General features: G+C 76.0%; 15 protein-coding genes, 1 pseudogene and 1 riboswitch. Of the genes and pseudogenes, 3 read left to right on the top strand and 13 right to left on the bottom strand.

All coding sequences use genetic code 11. The features are described from left to right. The first annotated feature begins 308 nt into the window (after positions 1–308). Entirely contained in the window at positions 309–2,282 is a 1,974-nt protein-coding gene (locus tag NRO40_RS01770) for an NAD-binding protein (RefSeq protein WP_058941899.1), read from the top strand. A 179-nt stretch (positions 2,283–2,461) separates the two neighbouring features. Here the strand turns inward: NRO40_RS01770 and NRO40_RS01765 are convergent, their stop codons facing one another. After that, the gene (locus NRO40_RS01765; protein WP_232791046.1) at positions 2,462–2,749 is read right to left on the bottom strand and encodes a hypothetical protein; all 288 of its coding nucleotides are present in this window, start codon (positions 2,747–2,749) and stop codon (positions 2,462–2,464) included. 56 nt (positions 2,750–2,805) lie between these two features. Continuing rightward, a complete protein-coding gene (locus tag NRO40_RS01760; RefSeq protein WP_058941898.1) occupies positions 2,806–3,285 on the bottom strand; it encodes an NUDIX domain-containing protein in 480 nt (159 codons plus the stop codon). A 51-nt stretch (positions 3,286–3,336) separates the two neighbouring features. On the opposite strand from NRO40_RS01760, the gene NRO40_RS01755 reads away from it, so the two are divergent. Next, a complete protein-coding gene (locus NRO40_RS01755) occupies positions 3,337–4,206 on the top strand; it encodes a uracil-DNA glycosylase (RefSeq protein ID WP_079047012.1) in 870 nt (289 codons plus the stop codon). A gap of 103 nt (positions 4,207–4,309) precedes the next feature. Here the strand turns inward: NRO40_RS01755 and NRO40_RS01750 are convergent, their stop codons facing one another. Then, a complete protein-coding gene (locus NRO40_RS01750) occupies positions 4,310–5,047 on the bottom strand; it encodes a GntR family transcriptional regulator (RefSeq protein WP_058941897.1) in 738 nt (245 codons plus the stop codon). A 208-nt stretch (positions 5,048–5,255) separates the two neighbouring features. On the opposite strand from NRO40_RS01750, the gene NRO40_RS01745 reads away from it, so the two are divergent. Further along, entirely contained in the window at positions 5,256–6,446 is a 1,191-nt protein-coding gene (locus NRO40_RS01745) for a zinc-dependent alcohol dehydrogenase (RefSeq protein ID WP_058941896.1), read from the top strand. Positions 6,447–6,476: 30 nt separating this feature from the next. Here NRO40_RS01745 and NRO40_RS01740 read toward each other — a convergent pair whose 3' ends face one another. From NRO40_RS01740 to dhaK, 10 genes and pseudogenes are all read right to left on the bottom strand, one after another. After that, on the bottom strand, positions 6,477–7,892 hold the full coding sequence (locus tag NRO40_RS01740; RefSeq protein ID WP_058941895.1) for an NAD(P)/FAD-dependent oxidoreductase: 1,416 nt from the start codon (positions 7,890–7,892) through the stop codon (positions 6,477–6,479). 224 nt (positions 7,893–8,116) lie between these two features. Next, a pseudogene (locus tag NRO40_RS01735) lies at positions 8,117–8,632 on the bottom strand (PadR family transcriptional regulator); the annotation flags it as partial. Between the two features lie 194 nt (positions 8,633–8,826). Further along, positions 8,827–10,860, bottom strand: coding sequence for an oxidoreductase (locus tag NRO40_RS01730; RefSeq protein WP_058941894.1), 2,034 nt, complete (start codon positions 10,858–10,860; stop codon positions 8,827–8,829). A gap of 135 nt (positions 10,861–10,995) precedes the next feature. Then, the gene (locus tag NRO40_RS01725; protein ID WP_058941893.1) at positions 10,996–11,883 is read right to left on the bottom strand and encodes an energy-coupling factor ABC transporter ATP-binding protein; all 888 of its coding nucleotides are present in this window, start codon (positions 11,881–11,883) and stop codon (positions 10,996–10,998) included. Next, complete coding sequence (gene cbiQ, locus NRO40_RS01720) at positions 11,883–12,629, bottom strand: cobalt ECF transporter T component CbiQ (protein ID WP_058941892.1); 747 nt, start codon at positions 12,627–12,629, stop codon at positions 11,883–11,885. The genes NRO40_RS01725 and cbiQ overlap by 1 nt, the downstream gene beginning before the upstream one ends. A 5-nt stretch (positions 12,630–12,634) precedes the next feature. Continuing rightward, a complete protein-coding gene (locus NRO40_RS01715) occupies positions 12,635–12,982 on the bottom strand; it encodes an energy-coupling factor ABC transporter substrate-binding protein (protein WP_058941891.1) in 348 nt (115 codons plus the stop codon). Next, entirely contained in the window at positions 12,979–13,671 is a 693-nt protein-coding gene (locus NRO40_RS01710; RefSeq protein WP_058941890.1) for an energy-coupling factor ABC transporter permease, read from the bottom strand. Before NRO40_RS01710 ends, NRO40_RS01715 begins: the two co-directional genes overlap by 4 nt. Positions 13,672–13,700: 29 nt before the next feature. Beyond that, a riboswitch (cobalamin riboswitch) is annotated at positions 13,701–13,902 on the bottom strand. Between the two features lie 80 nt (positions 13,903–13,982). Continuing rightward, positions 13,983–14,396 carry a PTS-dependent dihydroxyacetone kinase phosphotransferase subunit DhaM gene (locus NRO40_RS01705; RefSeq protein ID WP_058941889.1) on the bottom strand — a complete coding sequence of 138 codons (414 nt, stop codon included), beginning with the start codon at positions 14,394–14,396 and terminating at the stop codon, positions 13,983–13,985. Next, positions 14,393–15,010, bottom strand: coding sequence for a dihydroxyacetone kinase subunit DhaL (gene dhaL / locus NRO40_RS01700; protein ID WP_058941935.1), 618 nt, complete (start codon positions 15,008–15,010; stop codon positions 14,393–14,395). The genes NRO40_RS01705 and dhaL overlap by 4 nt, the downstream gene beginning before the upstream one ends. Positions 15,011–15,015: 5 nt before the next feature. Next, complete coding sequence (gene dhaK / locus NRO40_RS01695) at positions 15,016–16,008, bottom strand: dihydroxyacetone kinase subunit DhaK (RefSeq protein ID WP_058941888.1); 993 nt, start codon at positions 16,006–16,008, stop codon at positions 15,016–15,018. Positions 16,009–16,030 lie beyond the last annotated feature (22 nt).

The raw sequence follows: 16,030 nt of genomic DNA, 5'->3' as shown, positions 1-16,030 counted from the left end.
ACCTCCAGGGGCGGCATGGGCGGCGGACGCGTGGGGGAGCCGCCGGCGGCGATCGTATGCCACGAACGTCACGACATGGCGGAGATCGCCCGATTCCACCGTCCGGTTCCGGCCGGGTGATCCATCCGGTCGACGCACGGCCCCAGGGAGACCCGGCGGGGCCCCGTCCCTCGTCGGCCACACCCCGCCCGCAGTGATCACCGTCACCTCCGGCGGCACCCCGTGGACAGGGCCCACAGGGGCGGCGCCATGCTGGGACCGTGTTTCCGATACCCCCTCAGATCCCGGACCCCGCCGACCGCGGCCACATGGTCGTCTGCGGCGACGACGCGCTCGCCGACCGCCTCGCCGACGAGCTGAACGACGTCTACCGCGAGCGGGTGACCCTCGTCGTGGCCGGCCGTCGCGAGGCGGCCCCGCGGCACCCCGACGGCGGCACGGGCCGCGGTCCCTTCGCCCTGTTCGGCCGGGTCTCCGCGGCGATGACCCGACCCCCCGGCGCGATCGACCCCCGCACGGGCCAGACCGGGCGCGGCGGCAGCAGGACGGCGCCGGCCCCGGGACCGTCCGCCTCCCCGTACGACACGCTCGGCGGCCGGGGGCTCCGGCGGGCGGTCGAGGTCGTCCACGTCCGGGAGACGGACGAGGCGGCGCTCGTCGCGGTGGGCGTCGAGCACGCCGCCGCGCTCGCCCTGGTCCACGAGGACGACGAGACCAACATCCGCACCGCGCTCCTGGCCCGCCGCCTCAACCCCCGGCTGCGCCTGGTCATCCGCATGTACAACCGCAGACTCGGCCAGCACCTGGAGCAGCTCCTCGACCAGGCCGCGGCCGTCGCCGTCCCGGACATCGACGCGGAGGTGCTGGACGCCTCCACCACCGTCCTGTCGGACGCGGACACCGCGGCCCCCGCCCTGGCCGCCACCGCCGTCGCCGGCACCAGCAAGATCGTCCACGCCGGCGGGCTGCTGCTGCGCGCCGTCGAACGCACCCCGCCCGCCCCCGGCGAGGTAGCCGACCCCGGCCTGTGCACCCTCGCCCTGCTCTCCTCCACGGCCAGCGACCCGGCGGGCAGCGAGGGCGCCGACAGCAGCGGCGACCAGGGCCCCCGCCTCCTCCCCGACGACCGCGCGGCCGCCACCGCCACCGGGCGCGGCAGCGTGGTCCTGGAGGCGATCACGTACGCCGGACCGACCCTCCCCGCGACCCGGCTGCCCACCTCGTCCGTCCCGTTCGGCTCGCTCTTCTCGCGCCGTCTGCGCTGGTCGCTCGCCGGCCTCTTCTGCGCCGTCGCCGCCATCGCCGTGGCGACCTGGCTCACCACCGACGACCACCCGCTGCACGCCGCCTACCTGACGATGCTGGACATCTTCGCCATCGGCGACCCCGCACTGGAGGCCCCCGCCGAGCGGCAGGTCCTGCAGATGCTCGCCGGGTTCGTCGGACTGCTCCTGCTGCCGATCCTCGTCGCCGCGCTCCTGGAGGCGCTGGGCACCTTCCGCACCGCCACCTCGCTGCGCCGTCCGCCGCGCGGTCTCTCGGGCCACGTCGTGCTGCTCGGCCTCGGCAAGGTCGGCACCCGCGTGCTGACCAGGCTGCGGGAGCTCGGCATCCCCGTCGTCTGCGTCGAGTCCGACCCGGAGGCCCGCGGCATCGCCACGGCCCGGCGGTTGCGCGTGCCGGTCGTGCTCGGCGACGTCACCGAGGACGGCGTCCTGGAGTCCGCCCGCATCCACCGGGCGCGCTCGCTGCTCGCCCTGACGAGCGTGGACGTCACCAATCTGGAGGCCGTGCTGTACGCCCGGTCCGTCCGACCCGACCTGCGGGTGGTGCTGCGCCTGTACGACGACGACATCGCCACCGCCGTCTACCGCACCCTGCGCGCCGCCCACCCCGAGGCCCTCACCCGCAGCCGCAGCGTCTCCCACCTGGCGGCCCCCGCCTTCGCCGGAGCCATGATGGGCCGACAGATCCTCGGCGCCATACCGGTGGAGCGGCGCGTCCTGCTCTTCGCCGCCGTGGTCGCGGCGCGCCACCCGGAACTGGCCGGCCGCACCGTCGCCGAGGCGTTCCGCCCGGGCGCCTGGCGCGTCATCGCCCTGGACCCCACTGCGCCGGGCGAGCGCCGCCCCGACCTGACGGCTCTGGACGCCGACGACAGCGACCGGCGGGCCGGCCTCGTGTGGGACCTGCACCCCGGCTACGTACTGCGCCCCGAGGACCGGGTGGTCCTGGCCGCCACCCGCCGCGGCCTCGCCGAACTGCTCGGCCGACGGCCGTAGTCGGTGCCGGGCAGCCGGTGGCGCCGGCCGCCGCCCGTGGCCGTGCCCGGCGGCCCGCGCGGCGGGCGGGCGCGGCGGGCGGGCGCCCCGCGGGGCGGACGGTCCGGCGGCCCGTGCGGCCGGCGTGGTTCGTACGGGCCGGCGTGGTTCGTACGGCCCCGGCGGTGCCGCCCGGACCGTCAGGGGCCGTCCAGACGGTGTCCCGCGCCGTGCCCGGCGCCGTCCCGCGACGGCTCCGGTGCCGCGTCCGAGCCGCGCAGGGCCGCCGCGAGGCTCAGCAGCCGCGCCTCGTTGCCCGCCAGGCCCGCCCGGCGCAGCGCCTCGTCGGCCTCCGCCATGGGCGAGGACAGGTACACCCCGGCCAGGGGCGCGAGGCCCGGGTCCGCCAGCACCGCCCGCGCCGTCTCCACCAGACGGAGGTAGGCCTGCGCCGCGGCACGCTCCCGCATCGTGAGGCTGGTGGTCATCTCTCGCTCCCTGTCGACGGGTCCCTGCCCCCCACTGTCCCGCACGGCACTGACAGTCATCCCGCGTCGCGCCCACGCAGGTGCGCCGACAGCCGCTCCACGAACACCCGCTGACCCGCCACCAGTCGCTCGGCCGCCTCCTCGGGGGTGCACCAGGCGACCCGGTCGACCTCCGGGAACGCGCGCGTCTCACCCGACCCGCGCGGCCACTCCATGGTGAACGTCCCCGGCACCACCAGCTCCGGGTCCAGGTCCCCCTCGACGGCCCACACCGTGACGACCTTGCCGCCGGCCTGGCGCGCCTCCCCGAGCGGCACCGGCGGCCCGTCCGGCGCGGGGAGGCCCAACTCCTCGGCGAACTCCCGGCGCGCCGCGGCCTGCGCCGTCTCGTCGTCCCCGTACTCGCCCTTGGGAACCGTCCAGGCCCCCGCCTCCCGCGCCGCCCAGTAGGGGCCGCCCATGTGGGCGAGCAGCACCTCCAGGCGGCCGCCGGACGTACGGAACACCAGCAGACCCGCGCTGCGCTTCACGACCATGGCGCCAGTCTGCCCGCCGCTCCCCGCCGTGCCGCGTTACCGTCGTCCGGTATGCGACACGACCACCCCGAAGGCTGCGACACTCCCACGGACGGCCCTCGCGAACCCACCGGCCCCGGCGGCCCCCCGGCCACCGGCGGTGTCTCCGACCCTGGGAGGCTTTCCGGCACCGACGATCCCGCGTTCCCCGGCCGTGCGGGGCGCGCGGCCGTATCGCTGGACGTCCTCGACGCGGAGGTGGCGCGGTGCCGGGCCTGCCCGCGACTGGTCGCATGGCGCGAACAGGTGGGCAGGGAGGGGCGCCCCGCCTACGCGGGGTGGGAGTACTGGGCCCGCCCCGTCCCGGGGTACGGCCCCGACGACGCCGCGCTGCTGGTCGTCGGCCTCGCCCCGGCCGCGCACGGCGGCAACCGCACGGGACGCATGTTCACCGGCGACCGCTCGGGCGACGTGCTGTACGCCGCGCTGCACCGCCTCGGCCTCGCCAGTCAGGCGGAGGCGACGCACCGCGGTGACGGGCTGCGCCTGACGGGCGTGCGGGTGACCGCGCCCGTCCACTGCGCGCCGCCCGCGAACCGGCCCACGCCCGGCGAGCGCGACACCTGCCGCCCGTGGCTCGCCCGGGAGCTGGAGCTGCTGCGCCCCACCGTGCGGGCCCTCGTCGTGCTGGGGGCGTTCGGCTGGCAGGCGGTGTTCCCTGCGCTCGCGGCGGGCGGCTGGGTGGTGCCGCGCCCGAGGCCGCGCTTCGCGCACGGCGCCCGAGCGCGGTTGCCGGCCCGGGACGGCGGGCCGGACCTGGAGGTGTTCGGCTGCTACCACGTCAGCCAGCGCAACACCTTCACCGGAGTGCTCACGCCGGACATGCTGACCGACGTCCTGGGTGACGCCGCACGCGCGGCCGGCCTCCCCCTCGCCCCGTGACCGCCCCCGGGACCGTGACCGCCTCCGGGATCCTGACGGTCCCCGGGACCGCGTCCGCCCCGGGGCCGTGGCCGGGCCGGCGGGTGGCCGGGGGCGGCGGGCGTCAGCCCGTGAACTCGTACGTCAGCGGCGCCGATTCGGGTGCGAACCGGATGTCGGTCACCTCCAGCACGTGGCCGTGCTGGTCGTGCACCTCCCGGTGGACCGTCAGGCACGCCGTCGCCGCGGGCGCCCGCACGCCGATCGACTCGCGGCGGGTGAGCCGCAGTCCGGCCCGGTGCATCCAGTGGTACAGCAGCCGGAGGTCCGGACGGCGCCCCACCCGCGCCTCCGACCGCCGGTAGCGCCCGAGTTCGGGCACCTCCGCCAGCGCGTACCGGGAGAAGCGCGAGACGGCGTGCCGTTCGACGGAGCCGTCGGCGCCGAACACCCGCTGCCGGTGCACCAGGGAGGACTCGCCGGGCAGCAGCCCGAGCAGCCCCGCGGTCTCCGCGGGGGGCGCCTCCCAGGTCAGTGCCGCCTCGGCGGGACGGTCGCGGCCGCTCCGGCCGCTGGGGAACTCCAGCAGCCCGGGTGCCAGGACGGGGCCGGGGCCGCCGCCTGCCGCGTCCGAGGCCGCCGCGTAGGTGCCGCGCCGGTCGGTGACCACGAGCCCTTCGTCCCGCAGCAGCCGCAGCGCGCTGCGCACGGTCTGGCGGTTGACCTGGAAGCGGTCCACCAGGGAGCGCTCCGACGGCAGTCGGGAGCCGGGGGCGACGCGGCGCCCGGTGAGATCGTCGCGGAGAGCCGCCGCGACCTGGAGGTAGAGCGGAAGCGCCGCGGAGGCGTGGGGTTCAGCCATGTTCAACCCTCAAATTTCGCTCAGCGTAGCTGAATGAGCCGTGTCGGTGAGCTCATCCCTATCATTGGTCTAAACCTATGGGGAAGGGGAGTCCTGGCATTCCCCGGCACTCCGCCCGAACTCTGGCCGAAACGGATTCGCGGAGAACCGCCCGGGTACCCGGGCCAGCGCATGCAGCAGGGAGACCCGACGGAGGGAGGACGGCGCCATGAGGGCCGTGACCTGGCAGGGAAAGCGCGACGTCCGGGTCGAGGACGTCCCCGATCCGCGCATCGAGCAGCCCACGGACGCCGTCATCCGTGTCACCTCCACCGGACTGTGCGGCTCCGACCTCCACCTGTACGAGGTGTTCGGCCCGTTCATGACGCCCGGTGACGTCCTCGGCCACGAACCCATCGGCATCGTCGAGGAGGTCGGCCCCGACGTGCCGGACCTCCGGCCCGGCGACCGCGTCGTGGTGCCGTTCCAGATCGCCTGCGGCAGCTGCTGGATGTGCGTGCGCGGCCTGCCCACCCAGTGCGAGACGACCCAGGTGACCGGGGAGGGCATGGGCGCCGCGCTGTTCGGCTACTCCCGGCTCTACGGCTCCGTCCCCGGCGCCCAGGCCGAGTACCTGCGCGTCCCGCAGGCCCAGTTCGGCCCGATCAAGGTGCCGGAGGGCCCGTCCGACGACCGCTACCTCTACCTCTCCGACGTGCTGCCGACCGCCTGGCAGGCCGTCCGGTACGCCGACGTGCCGCCCGGCGGCTCCCTCGCCGTCCTCGGGCTCGGCCCGATCGGCGAGATGTGCTGCCGCATCGCCCTCCACCAGGGCGTCGACCGGGTCATCGGCATCGACCTCGTCCCCGAGCGGATCGGCAGGGCCCGGGCGCGCGGCGTGGACACCCTGGACCTCACCGCCTTCGACGACCAGGACGAACTGGTCGCGGCCGTGCGGGACCTCACCGGCGGCCGGGGCCCCGACGCCGTCGTCGACGCCGTCGGCACCGAGGCCCACGGCAGCCCGGTCGCCAAGGCCCAGCAGCAGGTGGCCGGTCTGCTGCCGCGCGCCTGGGCGGCCCGCCTCCACCAGAAGGCCGGCTCCGACCGGCTGGCGGCGCTGTACCTGGCCATCGAGCTCGTGCGCCGCGGCGGCACCATCTCGCTGAGCGGCGTCTACGGTGGCGCCGCCGACCCGCTGCCGCTGCTGACCCTCTTCGACAAGCAGGTCCAGCTGCGCATGGGCCAGGCCAACGTCCGCCGCTGGGTGGACGACATCCTGCCGTTGCTCACCGACGACGACCCGCTCGGCGTGGACACCTTCGCCACCCACCACCTGCCGCTCTCCGACGCGCCGCACGCGTACCGCATGTTCCAGCGCAAGGAGGACGGCGTCAGCAAGGTCGTCATGCGCCCCTGACCGGGTCGGCGGTCGGCGCCCCGGCCCCGGTCAGCGGTCGCCCGGGTCCCGCCACAGGGGCGGCTGCTCCGGGCCGCGCGGCGCCGCCCCGAAGAGCACCGCCCGCGCCACGGACGGGGTGAACAGCACCGTCGCCGGATCGGTCAGCGTCACCACCGACCGGAAGGCCCGTCCCACCTCCGGGACGCGCGGCGCCCGCTCCACCACCCGGCCCATGTACCAGTCGGCGGCCCGGCCCAGCGGCCCGGCGGCGCCCGTCCCCCCGGTGACACCCGGCATCCTCCTGTCCCCGCCCGCGGAGATGTCCCACGCCTGCCGGGACGCCGCGAACAGCGCCCGCTGCACGCGCAGTGTCGTCGGCGTGCGGCGGCGGTCCGCCAGCGCGTCGCGCAGGGCCACCGCCGCCAGCGCCGCGACCGCCATTCCCTGACCGTAGACCGGGTTGAAGGTGCACAGGGCGTCGCCCACGGCGAGGAAGCCCGCCGGTCGGCGCCCGGGCCGGTCGTAGCGGCGCCGGACGTTGGCGGTCCCGCGGAACCCGTGCGCCGCGGACACCGGTTCCGCCTTGGCCAGCCAGTCGCGCACCAGCGGATGGGGCAGCCGGCCCGCGAACTCCTCGAAGGCCGCGCCGTCCGTCGGCGGCTCCTGGCCCCGCAGGCCGGACAGCGTGACGACGAAGCGACCGCCCTCGACCGGCAGGGCCACCCCGCCGTACGTCTGCCGCGGATTGGGGATGATGTTGAAGCCCAGCGCGTCCATGTCGGCGCTGTGCCGCTCGTTGCGGTAGAACCGGGTCGCGTACGCCAGTCCCGTGTCCAGTACCTCCTCGCCGGGTGGCTCCGCGCCGAGCGCGGCCAGCCACCGGGGTGCCCGCGAACCCCGCCCGGACGCGTCCACGACCAGGTCGGCGGCGATCGTCCGGGGCTCCGCGTCGCGGCCCGTGCCCCGCTCGCGCACGAGGACGCCGCGCACCCGGGTGGCGTCCCCGGCGAGGCCGACCACCTCTGCGCCCTCCACGGCGGTGATCCTCGGGTCGGCCAGTACGCGCCGCCGGACCACGTGCTCCAGCAGCGGCCGTGACGCGCTGAGGATGTGCACGGTCGCGGGCGTGCGCCGGTACCACCGGCCCGCCTGCCACTGGACCATGTCCGAGGGCATGCCCACGCGGGGCGCGCCGGCCGCGGCGAGCTCGTCCACGACGCCCGGCAGGAGCCGCTCGATCGCCCGTCGGCCCCCCTCCAGGAGCACGTGCAGGTGCCGGCCCTGGGGCACCCCCGGCCGCGGTTCGGCCTCCGCCGGGAAACGGTCGCGCTCCACGACGGTGACCTTCTCGGCGTGGTCGGCGAGCGCTCTGGCCGCCAGGAGCCCGGCGACGCTGCCGCCGATCACCACCGCGTGCCGTGTGCCGCGCGCCGTCCGGTGACCGCTGCCCAACTCGTCCGACATGTCAGCCCCTTCGCGTCGGAGATCCGGGAGCGACCAGTATCCACGGTCCGTCAGGGCGCGGTGGGTGACCGGGCCGGAACCGCTCAGTTCCCCGCGCCCCCTCGACGTCCCGCGCCCCCCGCGCGCTCCGAGCCCCCCGTGTCCGCCGTGTTCGTCGGGTCCGCCGTGCCCCTGGTGTCTGTCGTGTCCGTGGCGTCCGCCGCGGCTCCGAGGTCCGCCACGCCCGCCAGCGCCTCCGTCAGCCAGGCCACCCAGAAGCGCTCCAGTTCGATGCCGCCGCGCAGGACGAGGTGGCGCAGCCGGTCCGCTTCCGTGTCGCGTTCCGGAGGGAACTGGCGCCGCTCCATGGCCAGGTACTCGTCCAGCTGCGTCCGGTGTAGCCGAAGGTGGCGGCGCAGCTCGTCGGCCATCCCCTCGGTGCCGACCACCGCCGCGGCGCGCAGTCGCAGCAGCAGGGCGCTGCGGATGGGCTTCGGGTCCTCGACGCGCCGGGTCCAGTCGGCCAGTTCGGCCCGGCCGGCGGGCAGCACCTCGTACTCCTTGCGCTGCCCGCGCGCCGGCGCCGTGGCCGACAGGGCGCGGATGTGACCGGCCTGCTCCAGTTTTCCCAGCTCGCGGTAGATCTGCTGATGGGTCGCCGACCAGAAGTAGCCGATGGACCGGTCGAAGCGGCGGGTCAGTTCGAGACCCGAGGACGGCTTCTCGAGCAGAGCGGTGAGGATCGCGTGCGGGAGTGACATGCCCGCATCCTAGGGACCCGGCCGCCCGGGCCGGCGGGCACGGCGACCGCCGCGACCGGACGCCTCGCCGGCGGGGCGCCCGGCCCCGCCGCGTCCGGCCATCGGACCACCCGGGCGGTAGCGTCCGGCCGCCGTGCCGCCCGCCCACCCGGGCGGCGGGGTGTCCGGCCGCCGGGCCGCCCGGGCGGCGGTGCCTACAGGGTCGCCGCCAGGCGGGTGCCCTGGTCGATCGCCCGCTTGGCGTCCAGCTCCGACGCGACGTCGGCGCCGCCGATGAGGTGGGCGCGGATCCCCGCGGCCGTCAGCTCCTCGTAGAGGTCGCGGCGCGGCTCCTGGCCGGTGCACAGCACGACGGTGTCGACCGGCAGGGTGCGGGCCTCGCCGTCGACCGTGATGTGCAGGCCCTCGTCGTCGACGCGCTCGTACGACGCCCCGGCGACCGTCTCCACCCCCCGGTGCCTGAGCTCCGTGCGGTGGATCCAGCCGGTCGTCTTGCCGAGCCCCGCGCCCACCTTGGTGGTCTTGCGCTGGAGCAGGGTCACCTGCCGGGGGGCCCGCGGCCGCTCGGGGGCGCGCAGGCCGCCGCGCTCGGCGTAGGAGGTGTCGACGCCCCACTGGCGGAAGTACGTCTCGGCGTCGCGGCTCGCGCCCTCGCCGCCGTCCGTGAGGTACTCGGCGACGTCGAAGCCGATGCCGCCGGCGCCGAGGATCGCGACGCGCTCGCCGACCGTCGCGTCGCCCCGCAGCACGTCCAGGTAGCCGACGACGCTCGGGTGGTCGACGCCGTCGAAGTCCGGGACGCGGGGGGTGACACCGGTCGCGACGACCACCTCGTCGTACCCGTCCAGCATGTCCGCCGAGACGCGGGTGCCCAGGCGCACCTCCACGCCCCGCAGGTCCAGCTGGGTGCGGAAGTAGCGCAGGGTCTCGTCGAACTCCTCCTTGCCGGGCACCCGCCGGGCGACGTTCAGCTGGCCGCCGACCTCGTCGGCGGCGTCGTAGAGGACGACCTCGTGGCCGCGCTCGGCCGCCGACACCGCACAGGCGAGGCCGGCCGGGCCCGCCCCGACGACGGCGACGCGCCGGCGCAGCCGAGTGGGGGAGAGCACCAGCTCGGTCTCGTGACAGGCGCGCGGGTTGACGAGGCAGGAGGTGATCTTCCCGCTGAAGGTGTGGTCCAGGCACGCCTGGTTGCAGCCGATGCAGGTGTTGATCGTCTCGGGCCGTCCCGCGCGGGCCTTCGCCACGAACTCCGGATCGGCGAGGAAGGGGCGGGCGAGGGACACCATGTCGGCGCGGCCGTCGGCGAGGACCTCCTCGGCCACCTCCGGCGTGTTGATGCGGTTGCTCGTGACCAGGGGCACGGAGACCGCCCCCATCAGCCGCTTCGTGACCCAGGTGTACGCGGCGCGCGGCACGGACGTGGCGATCGTGGGGATGCGCGCCTCGTGCCAGCCGATGCCGGTGTTGATGATCGTCGCGCCCGCGGCCTCGATCTCCTTCGCCAGCGCGACCACCTCGTCCAGCGACGACCCGCCGGGCACCAGGTCGAGCATCGACAGCCGGTAGACGAGGATGAAGTCCTCGCCCACCCGCTCGCGGGTGCGGCGGACGATCTCCAGCGGGAAGCGCACCCGGTTCTCGTACGAGCCGCCCCACCGGTCCTCGCGGTGATTGGTCGCCGCGGCGATGAACTCGTTGATGAGGTACCCCTCCGAGCCCATGATCTCGACGCCGTCGTAGCCGGCCGACTTCGCCAGCTCCGCCGCCCGCACGTAGTCCTCGACGGTCTGCTCGACCTCGGCGTCCGTCAGGGCGTGCGGGACGAAGGGGCTGATCGGCGCCTGGAGGGCGCTCGGCGCCACCAGCCGCGGGTGGTAGGCGTAGCGGCCGAAGTGGAGGATCTGCATCGCGATCCTGCCGCCGGCCGCGTGTACCGCGTCCGTCACGACGCGGTGCTGCTCCGCCTCCTGCGCGGAGGTCAGCTTGGCGCCGCCGTCGTAGGGCCGGCCCGCCTCGTTCGGGGCGATGCCGCCCGTCACGATGAGGGCGGCCCCGCCGCGGGCGCGGGCCGCGTAGAAGGCGGCCATCCGCTCGAAACCGTTCTCCGCCTCCTCCAGGCCGACGTGCATCGACCCCATGAGCACCCGGTTCGGCAGGGTGGTGAAGCCCAGGTCCAGGGGGCGCAGCAGGTGCGGGTACCGGGACGGGGTCGGGGTCGGGGTCATGAGGGGCGCCTCCTCGCGCGCGGTGTCATCGCCCCTGTTGTAGACGACCGCGCCCCCTTTATGCAACAAGTTGCACAACGGTCGGGGCGTGAGGTGCGCTACGTACGCCGGGTGCGCCCGCACTCCCCGCCGCCGTCAGCCGCGCTGAGCGAGGTCCGCCCCCCAGGCGTCCAGCCCCTCCGGCGTGCACGGCACCGTCCCCCACGGCGTCGCCTTCCCGCCGCCCGGCGGGGTCCCGGCCCCCGGGTCCGGCAACCCGTGCGCCCGCAGCAGCCGCGCCACCGCCATCGCCCACGGCCGCCGCAGCCGTGCCGCGTCCAGCAGTTCCCCGTCCGCCAGCAGCTCCTCCACCGGGCCCGTGCGCACCCCGTCCGGTGTGAGCACCGCCGCGTCGTCCGCCCACCGCAGCGCCAGGTCCACGTCGTGCGTGGCCATCACCACGGTCGTCCCCGACACCCGCAACCCCTCCAGCACCGCCAGCAGCCGCTCCTGCCCGTGCGGGTCGAGCCCGGCCGTCGGCTCGTCGAGGATGAGGACCCGGGGCCGCATCGCGACGGCCCCCGCGATCGCCGCGCGCTTCCGCTGCCCGTACGACAGCAGGTGCGTCGGCCGGTCCTCCAGCGCCACGATGTCCAGGGCCTCCAGCGCCTCGCGGACCCGGGCGCGGACCTCCTCCTCCGGCAGGCCCAGGTTCATCGGGCCGAACGACACGTCCTGCCCGACCGACGCGGCGAAGAGCTGGTCGTCCGGGTCCTGCACCACCAGCTGCACCGCCGTCCGCAGCCGGGTCAGGCCTCTGCGGTCGTACGTCACGTCCTCGCCGGCCAGGCGCAGCCGCCCGCTCGCGCACCGCAGACCGCCGCTCAGCAGCCGCAGCAGCGTCGTCTTGCCGCCGCCGTTGCGGCCCAGGACCGCCAGGGACCGCCCCTCCGGCACGGCGAAGTCGACCCCGCTCAGCACGGCGGGTCCGCCCTCGTAGGCGAACCCCGCCCCCACCAGCTCCACCACCGGCGACCCGGTCATCACACCACCCGTTCGAGTCCGAGGGCGGCCGCGACCAGCGCCGCCAGCAACACCGCCGTCGCCGCCAGGAAGCGGCGGTCCAGTCGCGCCGCGGGCACCAGCACCCGCAGCGTCCCGTCGTAACCGCGGCCGGCGAGACCGCTCTGCAGCCGTGTCGCCCGGTCGAAGGCGCGGACGAACGCGGTGGCCCCGAGCCCGGCCGCCGAGCGCCACGCCGCGGCCCGGCTGGTCGTCCCCAGCCGCGCGGCCTGCGCCTGCCGGATCCGCGCCACCGCGTCCAGCAGCAGGAAGCCGATGCGGTACATCACCAGCGCCACGTCCACCACCGGCGCGGGCACGCCCGCCCGCACCAGCCGGGGCAGCACGTCCGACACGGGCGTCGTGAAGGCGAAGAGCAGCACCCCCAGCGACGCCGCCGACGACCGCAGCAGCAACTCCCCGGCCTGCACGGCCCCACCGGGCGCGGGCGCCACCCAGCCCGCCGGGCCGCCCACTTGGAACAGCAGCGGCACCGCGCCCGTGACGCAGAAGCCGAGCGGCACCCGCCACGCCCGCCACAGCTGCCGCGGAGCCACCCCGGCCGGCCCCAGCAGCACCACGACGGCGACCACCGCCACCAGTGCCGCGCCCGGCCACGGCGGCAGGGACACCGCACAGACCGTCAGGCCGAGACCGAGCACGGCCTTCTCGCCCGGGTGGCGGCGGCGCCAGCGGCTGCCGTGCGCCGCCACGTCGATGGGCAGCACCCCCGCTACTCCCCGGACGCCGCGGGCGGCTCGGCCGCCCCGCCGGCCCCGGCCCGCTCCTCACCCTGGCGGCGCCCGCGGCGCAGCCCGAAGTAGTACGCCAGCACTCCGGCGCCCAGCGCGGCCTGCAGGGAGAACAGCGCCGACTCCACCTCACCCGACGGCGGCTCGTACAGCGGGCTGAACCACGGCTCGTAGTCGGGGGCGTTCTCGGTGATCGCCACCTCCGCCTGCGCGTCCGCGCCCGTGAACGGCTCCTCTTTGTGATCGCCCAGGCCGAGCGCCAGCGGCAGCACCGCCAGCGCCACCACGACGAGCAGCAGCAGGGTGTTGATCCTCGCGTTCCGGCTCATCGGACCGCCGCCTCCTTCGCCGCGCCCGACGCCGGGAGCACGCCGAGCCGGGCCAGCTCGCCCCCGCTCGACTGCCGCAGCAGCCGCATCACCAGCACCGTCAGCAGGCCCTCGCTCACCGCCAGGGGGAGCTGCGTCACCGCGAAGATCCCGCCGAACTTGGCGAGCGCGCCCGTGAAGCCGCTGCCCGGGTCGGGGAACGCGAGCGCCAGCTGCACGCTCGTCACGCAGTACGTGGACAGGTCCGCCGCGAACGCGCCGAAGAAGACGGCCACCATCAGGGGCGCTCCCGTGCGGCGCAGCAGCCGGTACAGCCCGTACCCGGCCCACGGTCCCACGACCGCCATCGAGAAGGCGTTCGCGCCGAGCGTCGTCAGACCGCCGTGCGCCAGCAGCAGCGCCTGGAACAGCAGGGTGATCGTGCCGAGCACGGCCATGATGGGCGGCCGGAACAGGATGGCGCCGAGCCCGGTACCGGTGGGGTGGCTGCAGCTGCCCGTCACCGACGGGATCTTCAACGCGGACAGGACGAACGTGAACGCCCCGGAGGCGCCGAGCAGCAGCGTCGACTCGGGGTTGGCCCTGACCTCCCGGGTCAGCGCCCGGACGCCGTGGACGACGAACGGAGCGGCCGCCAGTGTCCAGGCGACCGCGTGTTCCCGGGGTAGGAACCCTTCGGCTATATGCATGTGGGGGAGACCCTCTCCAGCACCTCGTGGATGGACAACGCGCCCTGGCCGGTCTCCTGGCTGACGGGTACTACCGCCTCGACCCCGCCTTCCCGGACGCCGCGGTCTCCCGCGGCGGTCCAGTGGCTTCCCCGCTTGCGCGGGGGGTGGGGCCGGACTTCCCGATCACAGTGGCGAGGGCCGCGCCGGTTCCACACCGGCTTCCCGTACACCAAGGCCCTGCGACACTAGTGCGTTGACCAGGTACATCACAACCGCGCGCACGGGGGGCCTCGCCGCACGGGCAGGCGCTCGCGGGCACCCGCCACGCCCTACCGCTTGCGGTAGCCGTACGCCTCCGAGGCCGCCGTCTCCACCGCGTCGAGGTCGCCGCCCGCCGCCGCGGTGACGACGGCCGCCACCGCGCCCTCCACGAACGGCGCGTCCACCAGCCTCGTCCCCGCCGGCAGTTCCCCCTCCTCCTCCAGCAGCGCCTTCACCGTCAGGACGGCGCTGCCCAGGTCCACCAGGACCGCGACGCCGGCGCCGCCGTCGACCTCCGCGGCCGCCCGCGCGACCAGCTCGGCGCTCGTACCGAGCCCGCCGTCCGGCCCGCCGCCGGCCGCCGCCACCGGTACCCCGCCGGCGCCCCCGGCCAGTCCCCGGGCGAGCGCGGCTACGGCCTCCGCGACCGGGGCGCTGTGCGAGACGAGCACGACACCCACGGGCGCCCCCGCCCCGCTCACGCCGCCTCCCCCGTGGCGTCGGCGAGTGCCGCGAAGAGCAGCGCGGCCGACGTGGCGCCCGGGTCCCGGTGTCCCACCGACCGCTCGCCGAGGTAACTGGCCCGTCCCTTGCGGGCGCGCATCGGCCCGGTCGCCGCCGCGCCCTCCGCGGCGGCCCGCGCGGCCGCCGCGACGGCGTCCGGCCGGTCCTGGCCGAGCGCGGCCACGGCCGGCTGCAGCGCGTCCAGCATCGTCTTGTCCCCGGCCCGCGCCCCGCCGAGCCGGGCCACCGCCGCGACACCGGCGTCCAGCGCCTCCGCCAGTCGCGCGGGCGCCACCTCGGGCTCGTCGCCCAGGGCCTTGCCGGCGCTCCGCAGCAGCGTGCCGTACAGCGGCCCCGACGCCCCGCCCACCGTGGAGATCAGCCGCCGGCCGGCCAGCACCAGGACCGCGCCGGGCGCCCGCGGCGGCTCCTCCTCCAGCGCGGCCGCCACCGCCGTGAAGCCGCGCCGCAGGTTGGCCCCGTGGTCGGCGTCGCCGATCGCGGAGTCCAGCTCCGTGAGGAGGTCGGCGTCCCGGTCCACGGCCGCCGCCATCGCGGCCATCCACCGCAGGAACGTCCCGGAGTCCAGCACCGCGCTCACCACCCCCACCGCAGCGCCGGTGTCCGCACCGGCGCGTCCCACAGCCGCAGCAGCTCCTCGTCCGCCCGGCACAGCGTCACCGAGGCACCGGCCATGTCCAACGACGTCACGTAGCTGCCGACGAGCGTGCGGGCCACCGGCACCCCGCGCTCGCCCAGCACCCGGTGCACCTCGGCGCCGAACCCGTACAGCTCCAGCAGCGGCGTCCCGCCCATGCCGTTGACCAGCAACAGCACCGGACCCGAGGGCCGCAGGTCGTCCAGCACGACGTCCACCGCCACGTCGGCGATCTCCCGCGACGTCATCATCGGGCGCCGCTCGCGCCCCGGTTCGCCGTGGATGCCGACGCCCAGCTCCAGCTCGCCGGGCGGCAGGTCGAAGGTGGGGCCGCCCTTCGCGGGCGTGCTGCACGCGCTCAGCGCCACCCCGAAGCTGCGGGACGCGGCGTTCACCCGGCGCGCGATCGACTCGACCCGCTCCAGCGGCGCGCCCTCCTCGGCGGCGGCGCCGGCGATCTTCTCCACGAACAGGGTCGCCCCCGTACCGCGCCGCCCGGCCGTGTACAGGCTGTCGGAGACGGCCACGTCGTCGTCGACGAGAACCCGGGCGACCTGCACGCCCTCGTCCTCGGCGAGCTCCGCCGCCATGTCGAAGTTCAGCACGTCACCCGTGTAGTTCTTCACCACGAACAGCACGCCGGCGCCGCTGTCCACCGCGGCCGCGGCCCGGACCATCTGGTCGGGCACCGGCGACGTGAACACCTCGCCCGGGCACGCCGCGGAGAGCATCCCCGGGCCGACGAACCCGGCGTGCAGCGGTTCGTGCCCCGACCCGCCGCCCGACACCAGGGCGACCTTCCCGGCGACCGGCGCGTCCCGGCGGACCACCACCCTGTTCTCGACGTCGACGGTGAGTTCCGGATGCGCCGCCGCGAAGCCCCGCAGGGCGTCGGCGACGACGGTCTCGGGCACGTTGATCAGCATCCTCACGGCTACTCCTCACGAGACGTAC

The organism is Streptomyces changanensis (assembly GCF_024600715.1).
GTDB lineage: Bacteria > Actinomycetota > Actinomycetes > Streptomycetales > Streptomycetaceae > Streptomyces > Streptomyces changanensis.
This window is presented reverse-complemented; position numbering and strand designations above follow the sequence as displayed.

Bases quoted from the DNA above. Each gene is read 5' to 3' on its own strand.
- NRO40_RS01770 (WP_058941899.1), top strand. From the start codon at position 309: ATGGTCGTCTGCGGCGACGACGCGCTCGCCGACCGCCTCGCCGACGAG.
- NRO40_RS01765 (WP_232791046.1), bottom strand. From the start codon at position 2,749: ATGACCACCAGCCTCACGATGCGGGAGCGTGCCGCGGCGCAGGCCTAC.
- NRO40_RS01760 (WP_058941898.1), bottom strand. From the start codon at position 3,285: ATGGTCGTGAAGCGCAGCGCGGGTCTGCTGGTGTTCCGTACGTCCGGC.
- NRO40_RS01755 (WP_079047012.1), top strand. From the start codon at position 3,337: ATGCGACACGACCACCCCGAAGGCTGCGACACTCCCACGGACGGCCCT.
- NRO40_RS01750 (WP_058941897.1), bottom strand. From the start codon at position 5,047: ATGGCTGAACCCCACGCCTCCGCGGCGCTTCCGCTCTACCTCCAGGTC.
- NRO40_RS01745 (WP_058941896.1), top strand. From the start codon at position 5,256: ATGAGGGCCGTGACCTGGCAGGGAAAGCGCGACGTCCGGGTCGAGGAC.
- NRO40_RS01740 (WP_058941895.1), bottom strand. From the start codon at position 7,892: ATGTCGGACGAGTTGGGCAGCGGTCACCGGACGGCGCGCGGCACACGG.
- NRO40_RS01730 (WP_058941894.1), bottom strand. From the start codon at position 10,860: ATGACCCCGACCCCGACCCCGTCCCGGTACCCGCACCTGCTGCGCCCC.
- NRO40_RS01725 (WP_058941893.1), bottom strand. From the start codon at position 11,883: ATGACCGGGTCGCCGGTGGTGGAGCTGGTGGGGGCGGGGTTCGCCTAC.
- NRO40_RS01715 (WP_058941891.1), bottom strand. From the start codon at position 12,982: ATGAGCCGGAACGCGAGGATCAACACCCTGCTGCTGCTCGTCGTGGTG.
- NRO40_RS01710 (WP_058941890.1), bottom strand. From the start codon at position 13,671: ATGCATATAGCCGAAGGGTTCCTACCCCGGGAACACGCGGTCGCCTGG.